The following is a 21,087-nucleotide window of genomic DNA, read 5'->3' on the forward strand; positions in this document are numbered from 1 at the left end:
GCGACTTATATGTTGGAAAACCAAAATGGATATATATACAAACAGCTCAAAAACTGTACAAATTTATTATTCAGCTTCAACTTATGAGTTGTAATTAAAAACTAAAAAGAAATGCTATTTTAGCATTTCTTTTTAGTTTTATTTAGTTGAAGTTTTCAAGAAATTCGTAACCATTTTAGAAGTACTAGAATCTATTTGAACGCCTTGAACCTTCTCTTTATCATTTGTATCTTTTGCTATTACAAATTTATCATCATTTATCCAAAGTAATAATTTTTCTGTTGAATCATCGGTGAAAATAACTTCTATGTTAGATTTTGCAGATTTTCTTGTTTTTTCATCTAATGTTATTTCTTTAGAGGATCCAGATTTAATTGCTGTAATAATTTGCTTGATAAAATCTTTGTTATCTGTGTTTCCTTTAGATAGGTTGCTAGTGTTACTTATTACTCTAATTTCTTTTACTTCCTTGTTTTCAAAAATCTTTGATGTCTCTTTAGAGTTAGTAGATTGAGAACCTTCTGAAGAACTTGTTGTATTTGAACAACCAATTAACCCTACGAATACAATAATTGAAATAAGCATAAAAGTAATATTTTTAATGTCCCTCACCCTCCTTTTACCTAATTATACCATTTTTATTCTCCCCTTATTATTTTTTACGTCCTTTATTTCGCACATAAGGTAAAGGTACTTCTAATCATTCCTTATAAAACTACTTGACTAATCGTAAGAAAGGGGATATCTCATAAGTCAGTTACACTGACTTACAGGATATCCCCTTTTTGATGTTCTTATTAAATCAATCTACAGCTAATACAAAATTTAGGTTCTTCTAATTTTCAGTGTGTAAAAGTTGAGCGGCTTTTGCTTTCTTTTTCTCTCCTTTTAAGAAAAAAGATACAACAAGAGCAACAATTATAAAGATTAACCCAAGCGTAAACGCCCCTTGGAAGCCAGATGTTAAGCCATTTAGCTTTTCTACTGGATCCATTGGATTTGCTGAGTTTTCCATATATTGAGTTGTGCCTGAAGACATTTTCGATATAAATATAGCCGTGCCAATCGCGCCAGCTACCTGCTGTAATGTATTGAAGAGCGCTGTACCATGTGGATAAAGCTCTGGTGTCAATTGATTTAAACCATATGTTTGTACTGTCATCACAAACATGAGTCCAACCATTAATACGCTGTGCATCAAGATAATTTGTGTCAATGTTGTTTCTGGATTAATGCCTTTGAATAGCCACATTGCAATGGCTACTAGCACAATGCCAGGGATGATAATAATCTTTGGACTGAGTTTATCAAATAATTTACCTGCAATCGGTCCCATGATAGCGCTAATTATACTCCCTGGTAGCATGATTAGCCCTGATTTAAAGGCTGTAACAAGTAAAACCGTTTGTAAGAACATCGGTAATAATGTCATTGTTGAGAACAGCGACATCATGACAATGAATATTAACCCAACTGATAAAGTAAACATTGGAAATTTAAATGCGCGTAGTTCTAAAATTGGATTATCAATTTTTAATTGACGAACAACAAAAATGAATAACGATATAGCCCCGATAATTAAAGAGTAATAAACTTTAGAATCTGACCATCCTAAATCACCTGAAGAACTAAAGCTATACACAACCCCACCGAAACCTAATGTTGATAAGAGAATGGATAAATAATCAATTTTTGGTCGTGTTAACTCTGTGACGTTTTGAATATATTTCATTCCAATTAAAATGGAAATGATTACGATAGGAATAACAATGTAGAATAACCAGCGCCAATTAAGTGAATCAACGATAATTCCGGATAATGTAGGACCAATCGCTGGAGCAGACATCATAACAAGTGCTATTAAGCCCATTGTGGCACCACGTTTTTCAGGTGGACAAATAATTAAAATCGTATTCATTAGTAATGGTGAAATTAACCCAGTGGCGATTGCTTGGACAATACGACCGATTAATAAAACGGAAAATGTCGGTGCGAACCCAGCAATCAATGTACCGACTAAAAATGTTACCATGGCGGTTAAGAACATTTGTCTCGTTGTAAGCCATTGTTGAAGTAAAGCTGTAATTGGTACTAAAACCCCAACAACTAACATGTAGGATGTAGAAAGCCATTGAATTGTTGAAGCTGTTACATCAAAATCTTTCATTAATACGGTTAAAGCATTACCAAGTAATGTTTCATTTAATAATGCAACCATTGCACCTAAAATTAATGCAATTAAAATGGGTGTATGTCTAATATTAGAAGTATCAATTTTGCTACTTGTAGAACTTGTAGTCGTCATATTCATTTATTGATTTTCTCCCTATTTTCTTTATTTTTAATACATTTGTATACAAAAGATCACATGTAATATAATATACATATGTAGATTAAAAAGGGAGAATCAATTTTCGCTAGTTGTATAATTAATCTACAAAAAAGGAGAAGTGTAGATGAAAAATAATGAGGGGCAGCTGGATTTACGTATTAGACGTACATATAAATTATTGTGGAAGTCTTTATTTGAATTAATGACACAACCAAAACAGAAATATAGTTCCATTACCATCAATCAAATCTGTGATCGTGCGATGGTGCATCGAACAACATTTTATAAACATTTTGAAGATAAAGATGCATTATTGGCATTTGGATTTAAACAATATCAAGAGGAATCCTTGACAATACCACTTTTAGACCGATTAACTAAGCCATTTCAAGTGATGGAGCAATTCTTACATCATGAAGAGATTGGAAAAATATTAGAGTCGCAAATGGGTGATGAACAATTTAATAACTTTATACATTATCAAACTCGTGAAATGAAGAAACAGGAGAATCAAGAATTAAATCGAATTTGTAAAAGCCATACAATACCAAATGAGTTAATTATCGAATTCTATTCGGGTGTAATTACAACGTTAAGTACATGGTGGTTTCAAAATAAAAAAAGTGTTTCAGCAGAAGAAATGGATAGATACTTCCATCAAATGATCAATCCAGATGTTTTTCAATTGAACAGAGATCAAATGTAAGCAAAAAGAATTATGCGGATCACAATGGAATAAAGGCTTTAAAAGAACTTTTTGATGAGAATCAAATCAATGTTTTTGATTTGGAACGTGTTTCAATCATATAAAGTGAAACTTTAATCAGTGGGGGGTTTTCTTCATCCCCCACTGATTATTAGCCCTCACCAATCAGGATTTAGACTATTTTTGAAGTTAAAAGCACGTTACTATTCTCTTATGTTAATGAGAAAGGATAACGCTTTTTAGTATTTAGGAGTATTAAAATCTCTTGAGTTGATGGGCATGTATAGTGCCCCCTAGTGCTGCTATTCAAAAGTTTACTTTCGAAAATAAGAAAAAGCCCTAAGTAGTTAGGACTCTTTTTGTATACCTTTAACAGGAATATTTAATTTGATTTTACGACTAGTTATATAAACTCCCATAAGTATAAAAACTAATCCAATGATTAATCTCCAACTTATATTTTCATTTAAAAGAATATATCCCCAGAAAATAGCTGATACTGGCACTAAGTATGTAGATATGGAAGCGAAGTTTGGGCTCCCTTTTTGAATTAAGTAAAAGTAAAGTAAATAGGCTATACCTGATCCAAATGTACCTATTCCAATTAATGCGCCTATATGATGCCATGATATTTTAGTTAAAATTTGAATTGGTTCTTCTAAAAATAGAACTATGACACCACTACATATGCTACCGACTAATAATGTACCTAAAGAAATTTGGAACATGGATATTTCTTTAAGATAACGCTTTGTTATATGGGTTGCTAAACCATAGCAAAAAGTTGCTATCAACATTGCAACGAAATTTAATGAATTAACTGAAAAAACATTTGATAAATGTATATCTGAGAGTATTAAAATACCTATGAATCCAATACATAGACCTATAATTTGGTTACGATTGGAACGTATACCAAATAATAAAATTCCTAAAACCATTGTCCATAATGGTTGGGTTGCATTTAAGACAGAAGCTAAATTACTAGTCATTTTTTGTTCACTAAAACAAATAAGTGTCCATGGAATTATAGTATTTAGTATTCCTACAGCAAACAAAGGTATAAAAGGAATTTTCCCTTTAAAAGACTTGCGGAAAAATGGTATAAGTACAATAAGTGTTGTAGCTCCAAAAGTTGATCGTAAAAATGCTACTACCAAAGGATTGAAATCTGCAACTAAAATCTTGAAAAAATAGAAAGATCCTCCCCAAATAAGGCTTAACATAATGAGTGCAAAGTATAATTTACGTGACATGTTTTCCCCTCTTTACTTTTTGATATGTATTGCTTTTTATCTATATATTATATGGATTTATTTTACAAAAAATAGAATATAAAACCAAGCAAAAGAACCGCCATTTGTATGTTGCAGTTCTTTTTAATCATCATAGCTCTATATAATTAAAGTTTCTTTACTTGTTTAAAGGGTTTCAGGATGTACTAATAACATCTCTAATTACTAACTTAGTTATATCAGCTGGAGTAATTGGGATAACATCGTGTAAACAATGAGCTTCATCCCATAATAAGGGTACCGCCACATATCCATCAACCTAAGAAAAAATTAATACCCCTAAAACAAAAAAATGCCATTCTTTCGAAAGAATGGCATTTTTTCAGTAGATACTTCCCTAAACTTTTGACATAAATGATAATGTAAAATGATTATTTCCTATGTCCCTCCATCCTCTTATAGTAATCAATCTTTTCTTCAATTTTCACCAGGTTATCCTTCAACTCTTTCATTTCTTTAAGGACTTTGTTTTGATGTATTTCTAACAATTCTCGTCTAGCGCTTATTGTAGGTTCACCTTGACTTCGTAAATCAGAAAAAAGTTTCATGTCTGTGACTGACATTCCTGTTACTCTTAAACGGATTAAGAAATTGATCCAAGAAATATCAGCTTCTGAATATTGACGATAACCATTAATATCTCGGCTCACCCCATTAAGTAACCCAATTTTTTCGTAGTAACGCAAAGTGTGCACAGTAAGTCCTGTTATTTTTGAAATTTGTTTAATAGTATATATATTTTCCATAAATTTCATTATAGCACAAAGAAAAGGGGTTGCTTTAGAGTGCACTCTAAGGTGTAACGTTTAATCAAGAGTTACTTTTTAATCAATTGATACTACGTAACATAGACGTACTAAATGATTAAAAAACTTAAATTGATAAATTCTTAGGAGGCAAATGCAATGAGTAATGAACGTTATCAGCGTGGCTGGCAAAAACTTATGGAAGTAGATGGAGAAGGTGGGCAACATGTTATAGATTCATTAAAAGATATTGCTCCTGATCTCGGTAAATATGTTGTTGAATTCGCTTTTGGTGATATCTATCCTCGAGAAGGATTAGACCTCAAACAACGTCAATTGGTTACAATCGCATCACTAACTACACAGGGTGGCTGTGAACCACAGCTTAATGTCCACATTAACGCAGCACTTAATGTTGGTCTCTCACCAGATGAGATAGTAGAAGCAATCATGCACTGCATCCCTTACACGGGCTTTCCACGAGTCCTTAATGCAATCTTTGTGGCAAAACGAATTTTTGAAGAACGTAAGCTGAACTTAGGATAAGATACTATTAATGAATAAGCTCAGTCGAATCATTACCTTATTTTTTTATAATAGGAAAGGATAGTGCTTTTTATAAATCTTTCAATTTCAGATGAATTCAACCTCTTTTCCAAAGAACTACAACACTGTTTATCTCCTCTAGCTCTTCAAGAATTTGCGAGAGAGGTTGAGCTTGTGAAACGAACTAGTAAATATCGTGCTCAAGAATGAGTAGCTCTGTGGGTATGGCTAAGTCAAAAAGTCGCGAGTACTTCATTAACGCCATTATGTAGTAATTTAGAGTCTTCGACAGGGGTTTTGATGACCCCTGAAGGACTCAATCAACGATTTAATCCCTCCCTTCAACATATTTTTTCTTCCTTTCCCCAATGCTTGTTGCCAATATTCATCTTCAATCCACATATTTTCTAAACAAAAAACAACTCTTTTCAAACATCACCCCAACAAAAATCCTCGTTTTAATGAATCTCTTGGATCCATTACAAATTGATGGAATCCCGTAATAAACGCCTGACCAGTCACTTTTGGAATAATGGCCTCATATTCGCCTACTTTTGTCACTGACAACACTTCTCCAACAAATTGTCCATCCGTAATGCATTCATGGACAAAACTTTCACCTTCCTGCAGAACTCCATTTTCAAAAAGAGTTGCAAGTCTAGCTGAAGTACCCGTGCCACAAGGAGAGCGATCTACTTGCCCATCCGCAAAAATGGTCACATTTCGTAAAGTGGCATCTTTTCCATTTGGTTGGTCTGAAAAGATAACGCCGTATATTCCCTTTAAATCTTCTTCGAGAGGATGTTTTACCTCCATTTGACTTTCAATGTAGTGCTTAATTTTCCCGCCCCAAGTTTGAATAGCAGGTAAATCTTTAAAATTCACTTTCAAACCAAATTCTTTACTACCTACAACCGCATAGAAAGCTCCTCCAAAAGCAATATCTACTTGAAATTCATAGCCATCAATTTTTATCGGAACGTCCTTTTTGTAAACAAAAGAAGGAACATTTTCAAATGATACGGATTCTACTTGATTTCCACTGTATGTTGCATACGCGATAACCTCTCCTGCCGGGCTATCAATAATGAACTTTTGTTTTTCACCTGTCACTTCGAACATGCCAGTTTCAATTCCTACCGTAATTACCGCAACAATTCCATGACCGCACATTGTACTCCAGCCCTCATTATGCATAAACAATACCCCAAAATCAGCATGGGGACTTGCAGGAGGCGTAATAATACAACCATACATGCCATGATGTCCTCTCGGTTCATACATAAGAACTTCGCGAAGATGGTCCAAGTGCTCCATACAATAAGCTCGTCTTTCCAATTGTGTGTTTCCTTTTATCGCTGGTACTCCGCCTGTAATAATACGTAATGGTTCCCCCGCTACATGTGCGTCAATTGTTGTGTACATTTTACTAATGTTCATTTCTTTCCCCTCCAGTATCTTCACTCACTTATTCCCTAAAATCCTTATAAGTGTCCTACTGTTTTATCTGCAAGTATTATGCCAATCTAACAGACGATTACTATCCCGAACATTCATTGCAGTTTCCTGAAAAAGGTGTATTCTTTTTGCAACACTTTTGTCTAGGAGTGTATATTTTCTTTTACACTCCTATCCATCAGCTTAAAGTGTATTATATATAGCGGTCTTAATTGGGCGGGTTTTGTTTCGAATTCTTTTCTATATATTTTAGTTGGTAACTTAAGATGCGATAAATAGTATCCTTGCTTATCTTGAATAGACTTAAAATCTTGTAAACGAAAATATCCTAAGGCACAAATATAGGGGTACAGCCAACGTACTAACATAATGTAGCCTTGGAATAAAGTTTGATTAAATTAACTTAATAAACCTTGATAAAAGAGCAAATAAAAAAAGCGTGGTTCGAAAAAAGATTGTTCAAAACACGCTTTTTCTATATTCAATTGAATCATCCTTTTATAAAAAAGTTTGATAATTTTTGTGATCATTCCTCCATTAAAGCGCCCGACTGTTGAATAATTCTACTTTTATTTAATACTCTGGTTAAACACCCTACAAATAATCCAAGCTATTAAAAATCAGAATGAGTCCAACAATACACATAATCCACGAAAGAGCCGATCCCGTATTATTAGCGATTTTAACCCGAAGCTTCTCAAGAGGTTTTTGCATCCGCCGACCAAACTGGAGATATAAGAAAAACAGCACAAGGGAAGGCAACACCATGATAAAGTTGTATCCAGCTAAAATAGAAGACCATTCCATCCATGGTAGATTGGAAGTAGTCATTATGCTAATTGCTGCAAAATAAGGAAATGCAGTACCTACTTCTATTAATGAAGTAGTGAATCCCAGCCCAACCATTGAAAGAATGCTTTTTGACTTTGGTGCAGGTAGTTCTGAATTTTTCTTTGTTGGAACATAAAAACTTACAATGAACAATATCAATCCAATAATAAAGACAGTCCGGCTTACGATTTGATTTTGAAATACGCCAAAAATATTCTCAAGCAAAAAACCTAATCCTAACATGAGTGAAACTCCAGTAGCAAAATAAAATCCTGCTACCGTCAATAAATAAACCAATAAACGTTTGGTAAGTCTCTCTTTATCTGATAAAATCAGGTATACTGTTACACCTAATGTGGAAGGGCTTAGCGTGTCCAATAGAGCCAACCCCCCTATCAAGAGAAGTAGTTCTGTACTCACCATTCTTTCCCCCTTATTCTGGTTGAGGATTATTCTTTTCAGCTATAAAAATGGCATATGCCTCGTCCATAAACTCAAGCACATCCTGATCAATCGGATATAATCTCAGTTTCTCTGATTGCTTTGGCGACATCCTTATTTCCCACAGCTTATCTAAAAATTCATCCTCACCTTCAAATTCCTCTAAGCGCTTTTCATCCATTCTTCTAATGATATTTTGGACTTTGAATGCTTTTGGACCGTCCTTCATATAACGCTTTAACTGACCTATCAAAGCAATCCATTCGAGTGAATCAGAGTTGTCACTTGTCATATTGGGAACCTTTTCCCATAGTTTTATTTCCCTATCTTTAAATACAGATTCACGATAATACTGCTGTATTTCTTTATCTTTACTGGATAATTTCATAATCTTCTGAATCGCGATCCAGTTTTCTTCCCCTTCTATCGCAATTCCATGTATCAATTCCCGTATGGATAACTCTATTTTCTTTAAGTTTTCCTGTTCTTTTATTACAAAAGATAATTGACTCTTTAAACTATCCGACCAATCCCACTCACTAGAAGCGAGCATATTCTTAATCTCATGTAACGAAAATCCAATCTTTTTTAAAAATTGAACCTGCTGTAGTTTTTTTATTTCTTCATTTGTGTATAAACGATGGCCGCCCTCTGTTTTGGATGCTGGTTTTAATAAGCCGATTTTATCATAGTAACGCAGTGTTCTTACTGTAACACCTGTCAGCTCCCCAACCTTATTAATGTGTATCAACTGATAAACCTACCTTCCTGTACGTTAAGACTCTATCGTTAACAACTGTTATATTCATTCTATCTTATCATCTTCTTTTCTCACTTGTTCTTACCACAAGTCTTTATATATTTATTCTTCTTTACGAAAAAAATTCTGAAGCAAGTACCCTATTCCCAAACCAATCAGTACACCTGGAAATGCATTACCCATTGTCAGTCCAATACCTGCACCTATAATGACACACCCATAAATAATAATATCTCTCTGTTTCATCTATAAACCTCCTAATTTTTTAATCACATTTATCTCGAGAACACTAAGTAGTTACTAAATAGTATATAAAATGACCTAACGTCAACTTCAAGTTTTTATTTTCTTTTTAAATTTTTATAAATTAATCTATATAAAACTTATAATTACTGTAACATCATCTTCTATAACGGTATCCTGTAGGTTTAAAATAAAGTTCGATTAAAAATACTTCGCAAACTCATGCTTTACGATAAATAAAAAGAAACCATTTTGAAAAAAGATTGATTAAAATGGTTTCTTCTATAGCAGATTTAAGTTTGATTTTTATAAAAAAGTTTAATCATTTTCTATCTGTTTTGTTCAACAATCGTGTCCGATTGTTGAACAAAAAAATACTCTACAAAATAGATCTTTTTATCAAACCTTTTTACAAATTATCATTCTTTATTATAAATCATCGAACTTTATTTTAAATCCACACATAAAACCCACGTTAAAGGTTATTTGCACCGTAACAATACTGTACGTTTTTATTACGGTGCTTTGCTTGAAGCGCATTACTAAGCGACTTGTTGATTTAACCATACACACAAAGATAAGAAATGGTGCCCGTGGCACTTACGTTTTCGTTTCATCCCGCCTGCTTCTATAGCTAATTGATTAAGTGTAGTGGGATATATATCGATATAACTCTTCGGCCAATAAAGATAATTCCTGTTTTTGGTTCATATTCATAAAAAGCACATCACCCTTTCTCATTAACATAAGAGAATAGTAACGTGCTTTTAACTTCAAAAATAGTATAAATCCTTAAGTTGATGGATGTGGGACAGCACCCCAATATGCTTGGATTAAAATCATTGCAAACAGCTAAAAAAGTGATTGCTGGAATAGAAGTTATGCATATAATCAAAAAAGGACAAACTCCCCAAGGTGAGAAGTCTGTCCAAAAACAGATATATCAATAGTGAATTAGAATAATGACTTAATACTTGCTAGGACAGTAAGTATACCTATAACAATGACAAATACATTGCTCGCTTTCCCTTTATATTTAGCTAGTACTGGTACTTTATAGATCGCATACATTGGTAATAGACATAAGATAGCAGCAACTAACGGACCACTAAGGGCATCAATGATTCCAAGAATACTTGGATTTGCATAAGCAACATACCAGCATGTTAATACGACAAAAGTAAGGATCATTGTCTTAACTGTTTTTTCTCCCATATCTTTTCCGCGTTTTTTACCGACCTTGATAATCATGTCACGCATTACCTCATATGCTCCTATATAATGGCCAAGGAAGGACTTTGTTATAGCCACAAAAGCAATAAGAGGAGCTGCAATAGTGATTATAGGCGAATTAAGCTCATTAGCAAGATATGATAGGATTGACAAGTTCTCTGCTTTCGCCATTTTCAGATCATCTGGAGTCAAACTCAAGGTACTGCTCCAAACAAAGAACATAACAACAGCGAATGTCATGATATAACAAGCTTTTTGTATTTGAGCACATTTGGCATCAGTAGCTTCTATTCCATAGGTAGCTCTCTGTTTCATAACAAATGATGAAATCATAGGCGAATGATTGAACGAGAATACTATGATTGGTAGTATCATCAATATCGTTCCAAAATATCCTGTGCCTGTTGAATCAGTAGAAACACTTGAAAAACTAAGCATTGACGTATTCCACTGTGGAATCAAAGATATTGCGATAAAAAGTAGGGAAGCTATGAAAGGATATACTAGCATACTCATTATCTTTACAGTGATATCTTGACCAAAATTTAGTATAGCTATAAGACCGATTACTAATACAAGCGATAAAATGGCCCTTGGAGGCTCCGGCATGTGCAATTGATTCACAATAAAACTACTTGCAGTATTTGTAAGTGCAACCGAATACATCAGCACGATCGTATAAATTGAGACGAAATATACTATGTTAAAAATTATACTTGCCTTATTGCCGAAATACTCTCTTATTGTACCTGTAATCCCTTCTTCAGCAGAATTGGAAGCGTATATCATTTTAGCAAGCGCCCTATGTGAGTAATACATAACAGGATATGCAAGTATGGTAATTAGCAGTAATGATAATAAACCACCTGAACCCGCATTAATAGGTAAAAAGAGTACTCCTGCTCCAATTGCTGTTCCAAAAAGGCTCAATGCCCAGGTAGTATCCTGTTTATGCCACTTTTTAGGGTCTGGATATTTCTCATTTTTTACTGCAGTATTTTCAGCTTGAAATTCTATTGTTTTTGCAGTATTCCCATTCATATAATAATTCCTCCTTGTATCCTATTCTTACGTCTCTTTTTAAGGCCTAGGAATATAGACCATTCTTGAAAAATGAATTGCTTACACTTACAAGGTGCGCCACATCATGTGTCCAACCTGATGGATTTGTTAACGTTTACAAAACATTTCAATTGTATATTAACATACTTTATTCGTATAGTAGTATACTTTATTTGTATAGAATTATATTTTATTGATAATGGCTCTTAATATACAAACATCCTTAGGAGAACAATAGAGAATAGAATTGTTAAATATTTCACAATACTTCCAATAACTGTTCATTGCTTTAATTGTTTCTCTCCAAAAATTTTACTTTTAATGGCAATCCCTGTAGGTGTGGCCGCAATTCCGCCTAAACCTGTCTCTCTTAATTCGCGAGGCATCTGTCTTCCAACTCTATACATCGCTTCAATAACTTCGTCAGCATTGATGATATTGTTTACGCCGGCTAATGCGATGTCCGCTGCTGCTAAAGCATTTGTCGTTCCAATGGCGTTTCTCTTTACACAAGGAATTTCTACCAAACCAGCGACCGGATCACAAACTAGACCGAGTAAATTTTGTAATGCGGTTGAGAAAGCTTCAGAAGATTGCTGCGGTGTTCCTCCGGCAGCTTCTACCGCCGCTGCAGCCGCCATTGCTGAGGCACTGCCTACTTCAGCTTGACATCCTCCGTACGCTCCGGAAATACAAGCATTATTTGCGACTATCATTCCAAATAAAGATGAAGTGAATAGAAAATGGACCATATCTTCATGACTTAACTGCAACGTATCTTTAATACTAAATAGGACTCCCGGGATCGTCCCACTCGCACCTGCGGTTGGAGTTGCACAAATAGCCCCTAATGAAGCATTTACTTCATTAACACCGATAGCACTTTGAATCCCTAACACCATCAAATCCCCAGAAAGAGTTTTTCCATTTTCTCGATATTTTTTTATTTTAACAGCATCACCTCCGGTTAAACCGGTCGGAGAAAATACCCCGTCGCCCTCGATACCTTTATTTGCAGAATTTTCCATAGTAGCTAAATTCTTTTCCATTTTACTCCAAACTTCTTCATAAGAAGTTTTAGTTTGTTCGATTTCCTGTTCGATTGCTAATTCATAAATTGGCTTTTTCCTTTTATTAGCTGCATCTACAATTTCTCTTATGGTCATATACATATTTTTCCACCCCTTAATGTAACTAAAGAATAATGATATTAGCCATACTGCTTAAACTTCCCAATTCCTTCTGAGCATCACCAGGCAATAGCGAATCCAAAGCGAATGCATATAAATATTTTCCGTTTTCTTCTAAACTATGAAAGTTGTTAATTTCCACATCATATTGTTTAAAGATCCTGCGTAAGACAAATTCAAAGTCAGCGCTTTCAGAAATCGCAATAATAACTGGCAATGGCCCTTGCAGATCTAAGCTAAATCCGTCAATTTCAACATGTTTGACTTCAATTAATCCACCGCCGACCGAAATACCCATCGTTCTAATACTTCGACTTTCATCCTCTAAATATACATCTGCCGTATTTGGATGACCAGCAGGACTATCACCCGCTTTTTCAATAAAGGTAATGTCAATTCCTTTAGATTCCGCTATTTTAATAGCATCTGGCACTTTGCTGTCATCGGCAGCAAATCCTAATATCCCGGCAATAATTGCAAAATCCGTTCCGTGTCCTTTATGGGTTTCAGCAAATGATTCATAATACCTTACCACAACTTTTTTTGGAAGACCTTGAAATAATTTATTGGCAACTGTCCCAATAGCTAAAGCACCTGCAGTATGTGAACTTGAAGGACCTATCATTACCGGCCCAATCACATCAAAACAACTTTTGTATTTAACAACTTTTTTTTCTTTAATAGATACTACATTCATGTTCATATAAGCCCCCCCCATAATTTATTATTTTTAATTGCAGTTGAGTCTAAGCTATTAAAATGCCAGCTTGAGAAAGAGATTCAATTAAAATAAAAACTGTATTAAAATTATCACCAAATTTCATTTTCTTAAATAAGATCTGGCTGATAACGTTTCCATTTTTATATTGAATAAATTCTTCTAATCACACACCTTTCTTAGAGTAATCGTATCAGTATGTCCAATTGTAGAAGATTACTTGTAAGGTCTTTAGAATTTTTGCATTAGAACCAGGTTTGATAGTTTCTCTGAAGGTAATAGATTATCTCTCGACGCCCTCATTATAACTTGTATATTTATGAGTTTAATGTTTTTTTATTTTTAGAAAGATTGAATAAACAGAATTTTTGAATGGATAATAAATTACACTTGGCATGTAGCAATTGTGTCCATTGTTTGAAGCTGTATTAGTTAGTAGAATAGCAAAAATAACACAGAGTTCCTTTAATTAACACATTGATTATATTGTAAAATCATCATAAAGATACTTATATTTTCCTTTGTTGAAACATCTTATTTTAGACATGAAAGCTGTTGTAATAAATGATTCATGTAGATGGAAAGGAATAAATTAAGGAAATATAAAATCCTTTTTGAATATTTATCATCTATATTGCATTTATATACATTTTCAGAAAAAAGAAACTTCTTTTACTGATATTATTACTTTACAAAAGGTGTGTGATTCGTATGGAAAAAGAACAGTTATTTAGGTTCTGGTGCAAAAAAGAGAATAAAATGCATATATCCCTAACAGAATCGTATCTTATGCTATAAGGCCCAGTACCAGCGTTCTTGCAACCAGGGGCAAAGTAGCAATAGTGTAAAAAGTTAGCCCTATATGGGAGCACCATACATGCCCATCAACTCAAGAGATTTTAATACTCTCAAACACCAAAAAACGTTATCCTTTCTAAACAAGCTAAATTAGAAAGGATGACGTTTTCAAAGTAAGGATAATCTTTTTCTATCCTTCTTCTATTAGATAAAAAGCATAAAACGATCATTAAAAAAACATATCTTTCACTTCAATTTCACACTGAAGTCACATCTATCCTTTATATTATATCTATCGAAGCTGTTCCTCCCTAATAATGAGACATTCCCCAGTGTCTCGAACAGCTTTCCATCCCTAATTAAAATGAACATAAGTTGTCCCTTTCCCTGACCATTTTGTGCTGACAAAATGGTCTATTTTTTATCACCTATTACTGAATCATACCTCTTATCCATTAAGCAACTATTCATTTATATAAATCCATTTTTATTTTTCAACATCTAAATCCCTGCTATGCAAAATGAAAAGTAACCTACAATCGTTTGCTCTTTCTGTTTTCACTTCGCATGTGGCAGAAAAAGGATCTGACTTAGATTCTCTTTCCCCCCTAAAAAGAGGGGTTTTATATCAGCTTTTTAATTGATGTATATATAGTAAGATCAATGTTCCACTTTACGATAAAGTAAAGCGCTTCGTTTGTTCACTTAATTCATGAATTTGCGATGCCATTTCTTGAACTTCTTGTGTAAATGCATCCATCTGTTTTGCAACTTCTTCTATTGTAACATTCACTTCCTCAGTAGATTCCGCCGTTTCTTCACTTGCAGCCGTGACAGCCAACACTTCAGTGTGAATGACGTTCTGCTGCTGTTTCATCGTTTCCATTTTACCGATAACGTGCTGCAGGGACTGATTTAATTCGTTTGAAATATATTGCAGTGCCTTCATTTGCTCTGCTACTACACTTACTTGACTAAACTGAGCATCATATTGCTGCAATGCTCGCGACAATTGTTCTGTTGTTCCAGACGCTTCTTGCTGCATCTTATAAATTAATTGACGAATATGCTTTGTTTGCTCTGCCGTACGTTCCGCTAACACTTTCACTTCATCTGCTACAATGACAAATCCTCTTCCAGATTCCCCCGCTCTAGCTGCTTCAATGGCCGCATTTAAGGAAAGCATATTCGTTTGCGCTGCAATGTCCTCGATTGTATATAGAAATTCCCCCGTATGGCTTACTTGTGTTAATAAAGAATTGACTGTATCTTGAAATTGATAGAACGTATCTTTCATTTCCTTCCCTTGCATAACCGTATTATGCAACATTTCCTGTCCTTCTTCTCCTGCTTGTGCCATCGCTTGAGAAATACTTTGCATATCATCTACAGCGTGTTCGACTCCGCGTATTTCTTCTTCAAAAGAGTGCATCGCATTTGAAACTTGTTCCATTGAAGAAACAGTTTGCGCATTACTATTTGTAATCTCTTGACTCGATAATACAATGGTTTGATTCTGTTCTTTCATTACATGTGTAGAAGATAATAACATTTTCGATGTTTGCGTGACAGAATGTGTTGCCTTCTGTACACCTTGTAATAATCCTCTTAAATGATCCATCATATATTCAAAAGAACGAATCATCTGTCCAATCTCATCTTTCTTACGAGATGAAATCTGAAGTTCTCTTAAATCACCTTCTGCAATCCGCTTTGTTTCTTCTTTCAACACATGAAGCGGCTTCAAACCTCGGTTAATAAAATAGAATAGACAAGCAGAGGCAACAGCAACAATCCCTATATTAATAAGAGCGAGTTCTATCATTCTATCTTTCAACAAGTTTTGCATAATCGTATCTACAACAGAAGCTTGTATATCCATTCCAAGCGCCCCATAAACTTGACCCTTTTCATCCTTTAACGGTACCATAACGGACATGTATTTCCCGTATTTTTCATCATTTATAATAGGAGTGTACACCCATTCTCCTTGTTGCAGCTTTTCCACTTCTGCCGCATTATCTTCACACTTCTCCCAAATCGGTGAAGCTTCCTTGTCACTTGGTTGCCCATCAATCATAATGTACGCTTCATTCTTCTTAAAATGCATCGTGTATACATATAATGCGCCATTATGTTCACGCATTTCATTTAATGTATTTCGCAACTTCTCATATGTATCATTTTGCTTTGGATCCTTTAACCATGATTCATATGCGTCTTTATCAAATTGTTTTTTCATTGCTTCAACTTGAATCTTTCCTAACTCTCCAATTGTTTGTTCCCCAGTTCCTTTCGCAGTAAAATATAAAAATGCAAAATTCACACTCGCCAATCCCAAGATTACTACAAATACAATTCCTAAAATTCGTGTTCGCAAATTCATAGTCGTTCCCCTTTTTAAATAAAATTTATTAATTTAAACATAAAGAATGATAAATATAAAAAAGAGTTTTAAAAATCGATTCCATCTTCGGATTGTACATATTCTTTCTATTTTAAATTTAAAATACGTTATATTATGTATATAACATAAAAGTAAGTAATAAATATAGCATCTTTCTTATTTTTACAAATCTATTTTCATTTTTCGACATCTACATCCCTGTCCTGCAGAATAAAAGTAACCTACACTCGTTTACTCTTTCTGTTTTTACTTCGCATGTGGCAAAAAAAGGAACTTACCGCTTCTATGCATGAATAGATGCTCTCTCCCTTCTAAAAAGAGGGGTTTTATATCGGTTTGTTAATTTTTATTAATATAATATTGATCCCGCTAGTTGCGGGCAGTAATATTCCCTAAACAAAAAGAGGCCGCCCCACTTTCAGGCAACCTCCTCCTCATTTCTATTCTACTAATCTATTATTAACGGTAAGAAGAAACATCATTACCTTTCCACTCATAATAGTCTAAAATACCAGCGTAAATTGCTTCAGCAGCACTTTGTCTTCCTTCTGGTGAAGATAGTTTCGCACCGTCTACGTTGTTGTCTACAAATGCAAGTTCTGTTAATACAGCTGGCATTGTGTTTTCGCGAATTACGTATAAATCGCCTTCTTTTACGCCTCTATCACGTGTTCCAAGTGCTGCTACAAGACGATCTTGGATTTTCTCTGCTAGTACACGACTTTCGTCTACATATGGGTTTGTTGCTGTCGTTGCTGATCTGTAGTAGTAAGTCTCTGTACCTTGAGCACTTCCGTCAAAACCATTGCCATGAATACTTACAAAGATATCCCCTTTATTCGCTTGAGCAAATTCTACTCGTTTTTTTAGAGAATCTTTTGCATCTGTTCCTGGTCTTGTGTCAGTATCATGTGTTAGCAATACAGTAAATGGTGTTTTCTTCTCAAATAATTTCTGTACGCGTAAAGATGTGTCTAATACAATTTTACTTTCATCCATGTCTACGCCTTCATGGCCAGGATCTACACCGCCATGACCTGGATCAATAATAATTGCTTTTCCTTCTAAGAAATTCGCTTGTTTCGGCGGGTTCAACTGACTTTTATCAACCCATTGGAAACCAGCATATGTACGAATACGAATCCAGCTTCCGCTTTCTTCAATCACTGTCACATTTTGTGCGTCATATTTCCCTAATACTTTAGAGCCATGAGACGCTTCTTGATATGTAGTAAATGTACCATCGATATACTCTTGTTTCTCATTTAAAGGCGTCCATTTATCGCCTTTATCCGTTACAATCTTCATCCATCCATCTTCTCGTTGTTCTTTCACCACAACGATTTGCGGACTATGTTGATTAGATGTGATACCTGATGATAATGATGGCTCATGATATGTAATAAAGTTTCTATTCATATACATTCTTTTTGATGTATCTGCTTTTCCCATGTCAGTTTGTGCAATAAATTGAGCTGCTTCTGCACGCGTAACAATACCATCTGGTTTCCAGCCGTCACCCGTTCCTTTAGAAATACCTAAAGCAACTAACGTATTGGCTAGCTTCTCGCCCCAATGTTCTTTTAAATCATTAAACTGCGTTGGTAAGTCCCCAATGATTTTATTATTTAAATGATAAGCCTCTACAAGCATAGATGCCATAGAAGCACGATTAATAGTGCTTGATGGATTAAAGTTCCCTTTACCATCACCTTTAATCACACCTGCTTTTTCTACCGCAGCAATGTAAGGCGCTGCCCAGTGGTTTTGTGAATCTTGGAAAGATGGTTTTGCATTTGGATTAATTTCTAAACCTAATACCATCGCGATTAGCTTTGCAGCTGATCCTCGATCAATTGTTTCAGATGGTGAAAATGTTCCGTCTGGTTTTCCATCAAGTGCATTTTTCCCAACTAAATAGTTAACCGAATCTTGCGCCCAGCTAGGTACATCTGGAAAATTCTTTTCCGCTGCTGAACTACTTAATGGATACGCTAATAAGTTGACTGCTAAAATCCCTGCTGCGATTACTCCGTATTTCATCAAATTTTTCTCCTCTCATACCTGTTCATTATGAAACTATGTTCTATTAAACAATAAAAAATTAAATATTTATTATTACTCTACTATTCTACTATTTAATAGTACCTAAATTATTGTATGGCATTATAACTCTAGAGTAAATACGCATATGAAATAATAAATATTACATGTTTATTACAGTAAATGTTTAATTAGGAAATGTTTATATACAAATAAAAGTTAAAAAACCGGCATAAAAACCCACTCTTTTTAGGTTGGAGAGAGCATCTGGCCATGCATAGAAGCGGTTATGGCCTTTTTTTGCCACATGCGAAGTTAAGAACAGAAAGAGCAAACGGGTGTAGGTTGCTTTTTATTCTGTATGGCAGGGATTTAGGTGTCGAAAAATTAAAATGCATTTATATATTAAAGTGAACAAATTTTGGTCAATAAAAAAAGATTGCCCAAAATCTCTGGACAATCTCCTTTTTATTACTATTCTACAACTCTATTATTAACGGTAAGAAGAAACGTCATTACCCTTCCACTCATAATAGTCTAAAATACCAGCGTAAATTGCTTCGGCAGCACGTTGTCTCCACTCTGCAGTAGATAGTTTTTCACCCTCTATCTTGTTATCAACAAATGCTAGCTCTGTTAATACAGACGGCATTGTATTTTCACGAGTAACGTATAGATCTTTATGTTGTACACCTCTATCACGTGTTTCAAGTGCCACTACAAGACGATCTTGAATTTTTTGTGCTAGCATGCGGCTTTCTTCTACATATGGATTTGTTCCTTTTGTGTTTGAGTTATAGTAGAATGTTTCTGTTCCATTTGCTTGTCCATTATAAGCATTACCATGAATACTTACAAAGATATCCCCATTATTCGCCTGCGCAAACTCCACTCGTTTTTTCAAAGAATCTGGGGCACTCACTCCTGGTCTTGCATCGCCATTACGTGTTAACAATACAGTAAACGGTGTCTTTTTCTCAAACAATGCCTGTACTCGTTTAGACGTATCTAATACGATTTTACTCTCTTCCATATATACACTTGGTTTACCTGGATCAGGATCACCATGCCCTGGATCAATAATAATCGCTTTTCCTTCTAGGAAATTCGCTTGTTTCGGCGGGTTCAACTGATTTTTGTCCACCCATTGGAAACCAGCATATGTACGAATACGAATCCAGCTCCCTTTTTCTTCCATGATTGTTACATTTTGCGGTTCATATTTCCCTAATACTTTAGAAGTATGAGACGTTTCTTGATATGTAGTAAATGCACCATCGATATACTCTTGTTTCTCGTTTAAAGGCGTCCATTTATCTCCTTTATCCGTTGCAATCTTCATCCATCCGTCTTCTCGTTGTTCTTTCACCACAATAACTTGCGGAGCATGTTGAGTGGACGTGATGCCTGATGATAATGATGGCTCATGATATGTAATGAAGTTTCTATTCATGTACATTCTTTTTGATGTATCACTTTTTGCCATATCAGCTTGTGCAATAAATTGAGCTGCTTCTGCACGCGTAACAATCCCATCTGGATTCCAACCGTCATCCGTTCCTTTAGAAATGCCTAAAGCAACTAACGTATTAGCCAGCTTTTCGCCCCAATGTTCTTTTAAATCATTAAACTGCGTTGGTAAGTCACCAATGATTTTATTATTTAATTGATACGCCTCTACAAGCATAGATGCCATAGAAGCACGATTTATGCTGTTTGCTGGATTAAAGTTCCCTTTATCATCACCTTTAATCACACCTGCTTTTTCTACTGCGGCAATGTAAGGAGCTGCCCAGTGGTTTTGTGAATCTTGGAAAGATGGTTTTGCATCTTGATTAATTTCTAAACCTAGTACCACCGCGATTAGCTTTGCAGCTGATCCTCGATCAATTTTTTCAGATGGTGCAAATGTTCCGTCTGGTTTTCCGTCAAGTGCATTTTTCTCAACTAAATAGTTAACCGAATTTTGCGCCCAGCCCGGTACATCCGGAAAATTCTTTTCCGCTGCTGAACTACTTACTGGATAAGAAAATAAAGTTACTGCTAGAATCCCTACTGCCAGTTTTCCATACTTCATAAAATTGTTTCTCCCCCTCAAAATCTGTTAATCACAATTCATAACAATCGTTATAAAATATTTCTTCTATTAATTAACCACATTATACCAACCCTAATATTTTACAATATTAATATTATCTAGTAAATGTATATTATTAATATTTTATATATACATTTATTAAAAAATAGACATAAAGCCAATCTTTTTAGGTAGGAGAGA

The 21,087-nt window shown here is 34.7% G+C and carries 16 protein-coding genes and 4 pseudogenes; 4 read left to right on the top strand and 16 right to left on the bottom strand.

Annotation, left to right across the window (positions count from 1 at the left end; all coding sequences use genetic code 11):
• Window positions 1-138: 138 nt before the first annotated feature.
• Together COO03_RS16505 and COO03_RS16510 are read right to left on the bottom strand one after the other, a co-directional pair.
• On the bottom strand, window positions 139-612 hold the full coding sequence (locus COO03_RS16505; protein WP_230322560.1) for a hypothetical protein: 474 nt from the start codon (window positions 610-612) through the stop codon (window positions 139-141).
• A 223-nt stretch (window positions 613-835) separates the two neighbouring features.
• Window positions 836-2,311, bottom strand: coding sequence for an MDR family MFS transporter (locus tag COO03_RS16510; RefSeq protein ID WP_097898205.1), 1,476 nt, complete (start codon window positions 2,309-2,311; stop codon window positions 836-838).
• Window positions 2,312-2,456: 145 nt separating this feature from the next.
• Here COO03_RS16510 and COO03_RS16515 point away from each other — a divergent pair, with 145 nt between their 5' ends.
• Window positions 2,457-3,038 carry a TetR/AcrR family transcriptional regulator gene (locus tag COO03_RS16515; RefSeq protein ID WP_097898206.1) on the top strand — a complete coding sequence of 194 codons (582 nt, stop codon included), beginning with the start codon at window positions 2,457-2,459 and terminating at the stop codon, window positions 3,036-3,038.
• 347 nt (window positions 3,039-3,385) lie between these two features.
• On the opposite strand, the gene COO03_RS16520 is transcribed toward COO03_RS16515, so the two are convergent.
• Both COO03_RS16520 and COO03_RS16525 read right to left on the bottom strand, forming a co-directional pair.
• Complete coding sequence (locus COO03_RS16520; protein ID WP_097898207.1) at window positions 3,386-4,294, bottom strand: DMT family transporter; 909 nt, start codon at window positions 4,292-4,294, stop codon at window positions 3,386-3,388.
• Window positions 4,295-4,704: 410 nt separating this feature from the next.
• On the bottom strand, window positions 4,705-5,079 hold the full coding sequence (locus COO03_RS16525; RefSeq protein ID WP_097898244.1) for a MerR family transcriptional regulator: 375 nt from the start codon (window positions 5,077-5,079) through the stop codon (window positions 4,705-4,707).
• Between the two features lie 159 nt (window positions 5,080-5,238).
• On the opposite strand from COO03_RS16525, the gene COO03_RS16530 reads away from it, so the two are divergent.
• Window positions 5,239-5,625: a carboxymuconolactone decarboxylase family protein gene (locus COO03_RS16530; protein WP_097898208.1), complete on the top strand. Its 387-nt coding sequence runs from the start codon at window positions 5,239-5,241 to the stop codon at window positions 5,623-5,625.
• Window positions 5,626-5,697: 72 nt separating this feature from the next.
• Window positions 5,698-5,985 (top strand): annotated as a pseudogene (locus COO03_RS27680) (IS4 family transposase); the annotation flags it as partial.
• Window positions 5,986-6,060: 75 nt separating this feature from the next.
• Here the strand turns inward: COO03_RS27680 and COO03_RS16535 are convergent.
• The 6 genes and pseudogenes from COO03_RS16535 to COO03_RS27330 form a co-directional block, all read right to left on the bottom strand.
• Complete coding sequence (locus COO03_RS16535; protein WP_097898209.1) at window positions 6,061-7,065, bottom strand: proline racemase family protein; 1,005 nt, start codon at window positions 7,063-7,065, stop codon at window positions 6,061-6,063.
• Window positions 7,066-7,265: 200 nt separating this feature from the next.
• Window positions 7,266-7,427, bottom strand: a pseudogene (locus COO03_RS16540) (IS4 family transposase); the annotation flags it as partial.
• Between the two features lie 250 nt (window positions 7,428-7,677).
• Window positions 7,678-8,337, bottom strand: a complete 660-nt coding sequence (locus tag COO03_RS16545) for a GAP family protein (RefSeq protein WP_097898210.1) — start codon at window positions 8,335-8,337, stop codon at window positions 7,678-7,680.
• Window positions 8,338-8,347: 10 nt separating this feature from the next.
• Window positions 8,348-9,106 carry a MerR family transcriptional regulator gene (locus COO03_RS16550; RefSeq protein ID WP_097898211.1) on the bottom strand — a complete coding sequence of 253 codons (759 nt, stop codon included), beginning with the start codon at window positions 9,104-9,106 and terminating at the stop codon, window positions 8,348-8,350.
• Between the two features lie 111 nt (window positions 9,107-9,217).
• A complete protein-coding gene (locus COO03_RS27125) occupies window positions 9,218-9,361 on the bottom strand; it encodes a hypothetical protein (RefSeq protein ID WP_176524474.1) in 144 nt (47 codons plus the stop codon).
• 542 nt (window positions 9,362-9,903) lie between these two features.
• Window positions 9,904-10,075, bottom strand: a pseudogene (locus COO03_RS27330) (IS4 family transposase); the annotation flags it as partial.
• A gap of 104 nt (window positions 10,076-10,179) precedes the next feature.
• On the opposite strand from COO03_RS27330, the pseudogene COO03_RS16560 reads away from it, so the two are divergent.
• Window positions 10,180-10,308: pseudogene (locus COO03_RS16560) on the top strand (IS6 family transposase); the annotation flags it as partial.
• Between the two features lie 4 nt (window positions 10,309-10,312).
• Here the strand turns inward: COO03_RS16560 and COO03_RS16565 are convergent.
• The 6 genes from COO03_RS16565 to COO03_RS16590 form a co-directional block, all read right to left on the bottom strand.
• Window positions 10,313-11,632 carry an amino acid permease gene (locus tag COO03_RS16565; protein ID WP_097898212.1) on the bottom strand — a complete coding sequence of 440 codons (1,320 nt, stop codon included), beginning with the start codon at window positions 11,630-11,632 and terminating at the stop codon, window positions 10,313-10,315.
• Between the two features lie 302 nt (window positions 11,633-11,934).
• Window positions 11,935-12,825, bottom strand: coding sequence for an L-serine ammonia-lyase, iron-sulfur-dependent, subunit alpha (gene sdaAA, locus COO03_RS16570; protein WP_097898213.1), 891 nt, complete (start codon window positions 12,823-12,825; stop codon window positions 11,935-11,937).
• A gap of 22 nt (window positions 12,826-12,847) precedes the next feature.
• The gene (sdaAB, locus tag COO03_RS16575) at window positions 12,848-13,546 is read right to left on the bottom strand and encodes an L-serine ammonia-lyase, iron-sulfur-dependent subunit beta (protein WP_097898214.1); all 699 of its coding nucleotides are present in this window, start codon (window positions 13,544-13,546) and stop codon (window positions 12,848-12,850) included.
• A gap of 1,486 nt (window positions 13,547-15,032) precedes the next feature.
• Entirely contained in the window at window positions 15,033-16,745 is a 1,713-nt protein-coding gene (locus COO03_RS16580) for a methyl-accepting chemotaxis protein (protein ID WP_097898215.1), read from the bottom strand.
• Between the two features lie 480 nt (window positions 16,746-17,225).
• A complete protein-coding gene (locus tag COO03_RS16585) occupies window positions 17,226-18,809 on the bottom strand; it encodes an N-acetylmuramoyl-L-alanine amidase (protein ID WP_097898216.1) in 1,584 nt (527 codons plus the stop codon).
• 493 nt (window positions 18,810-19,302) lie between these two features.
• On the bottom strand, window positions 19,303-20,886 hold the full coding sequence (locus COO03_RS16590) for an N-acetylmuramoyl-L-alanine amidase (RefSeq protein WP_097898217.1): 1,584 nt from the start codon (window positions 20,884-20,886) through the stop codon (window positions 19,303-19,305).
• Window positions 20,887-21,087: the final 201 nt, after the last annotated feature.

It is taken from the genome of Bacillus sp. AFS098217, from assembly GCF_002551815.1.
GTDB lineage: Bacteria > Bacillota > Bacilli > Bacillales > Bacillaceae_G > Bacillus_A.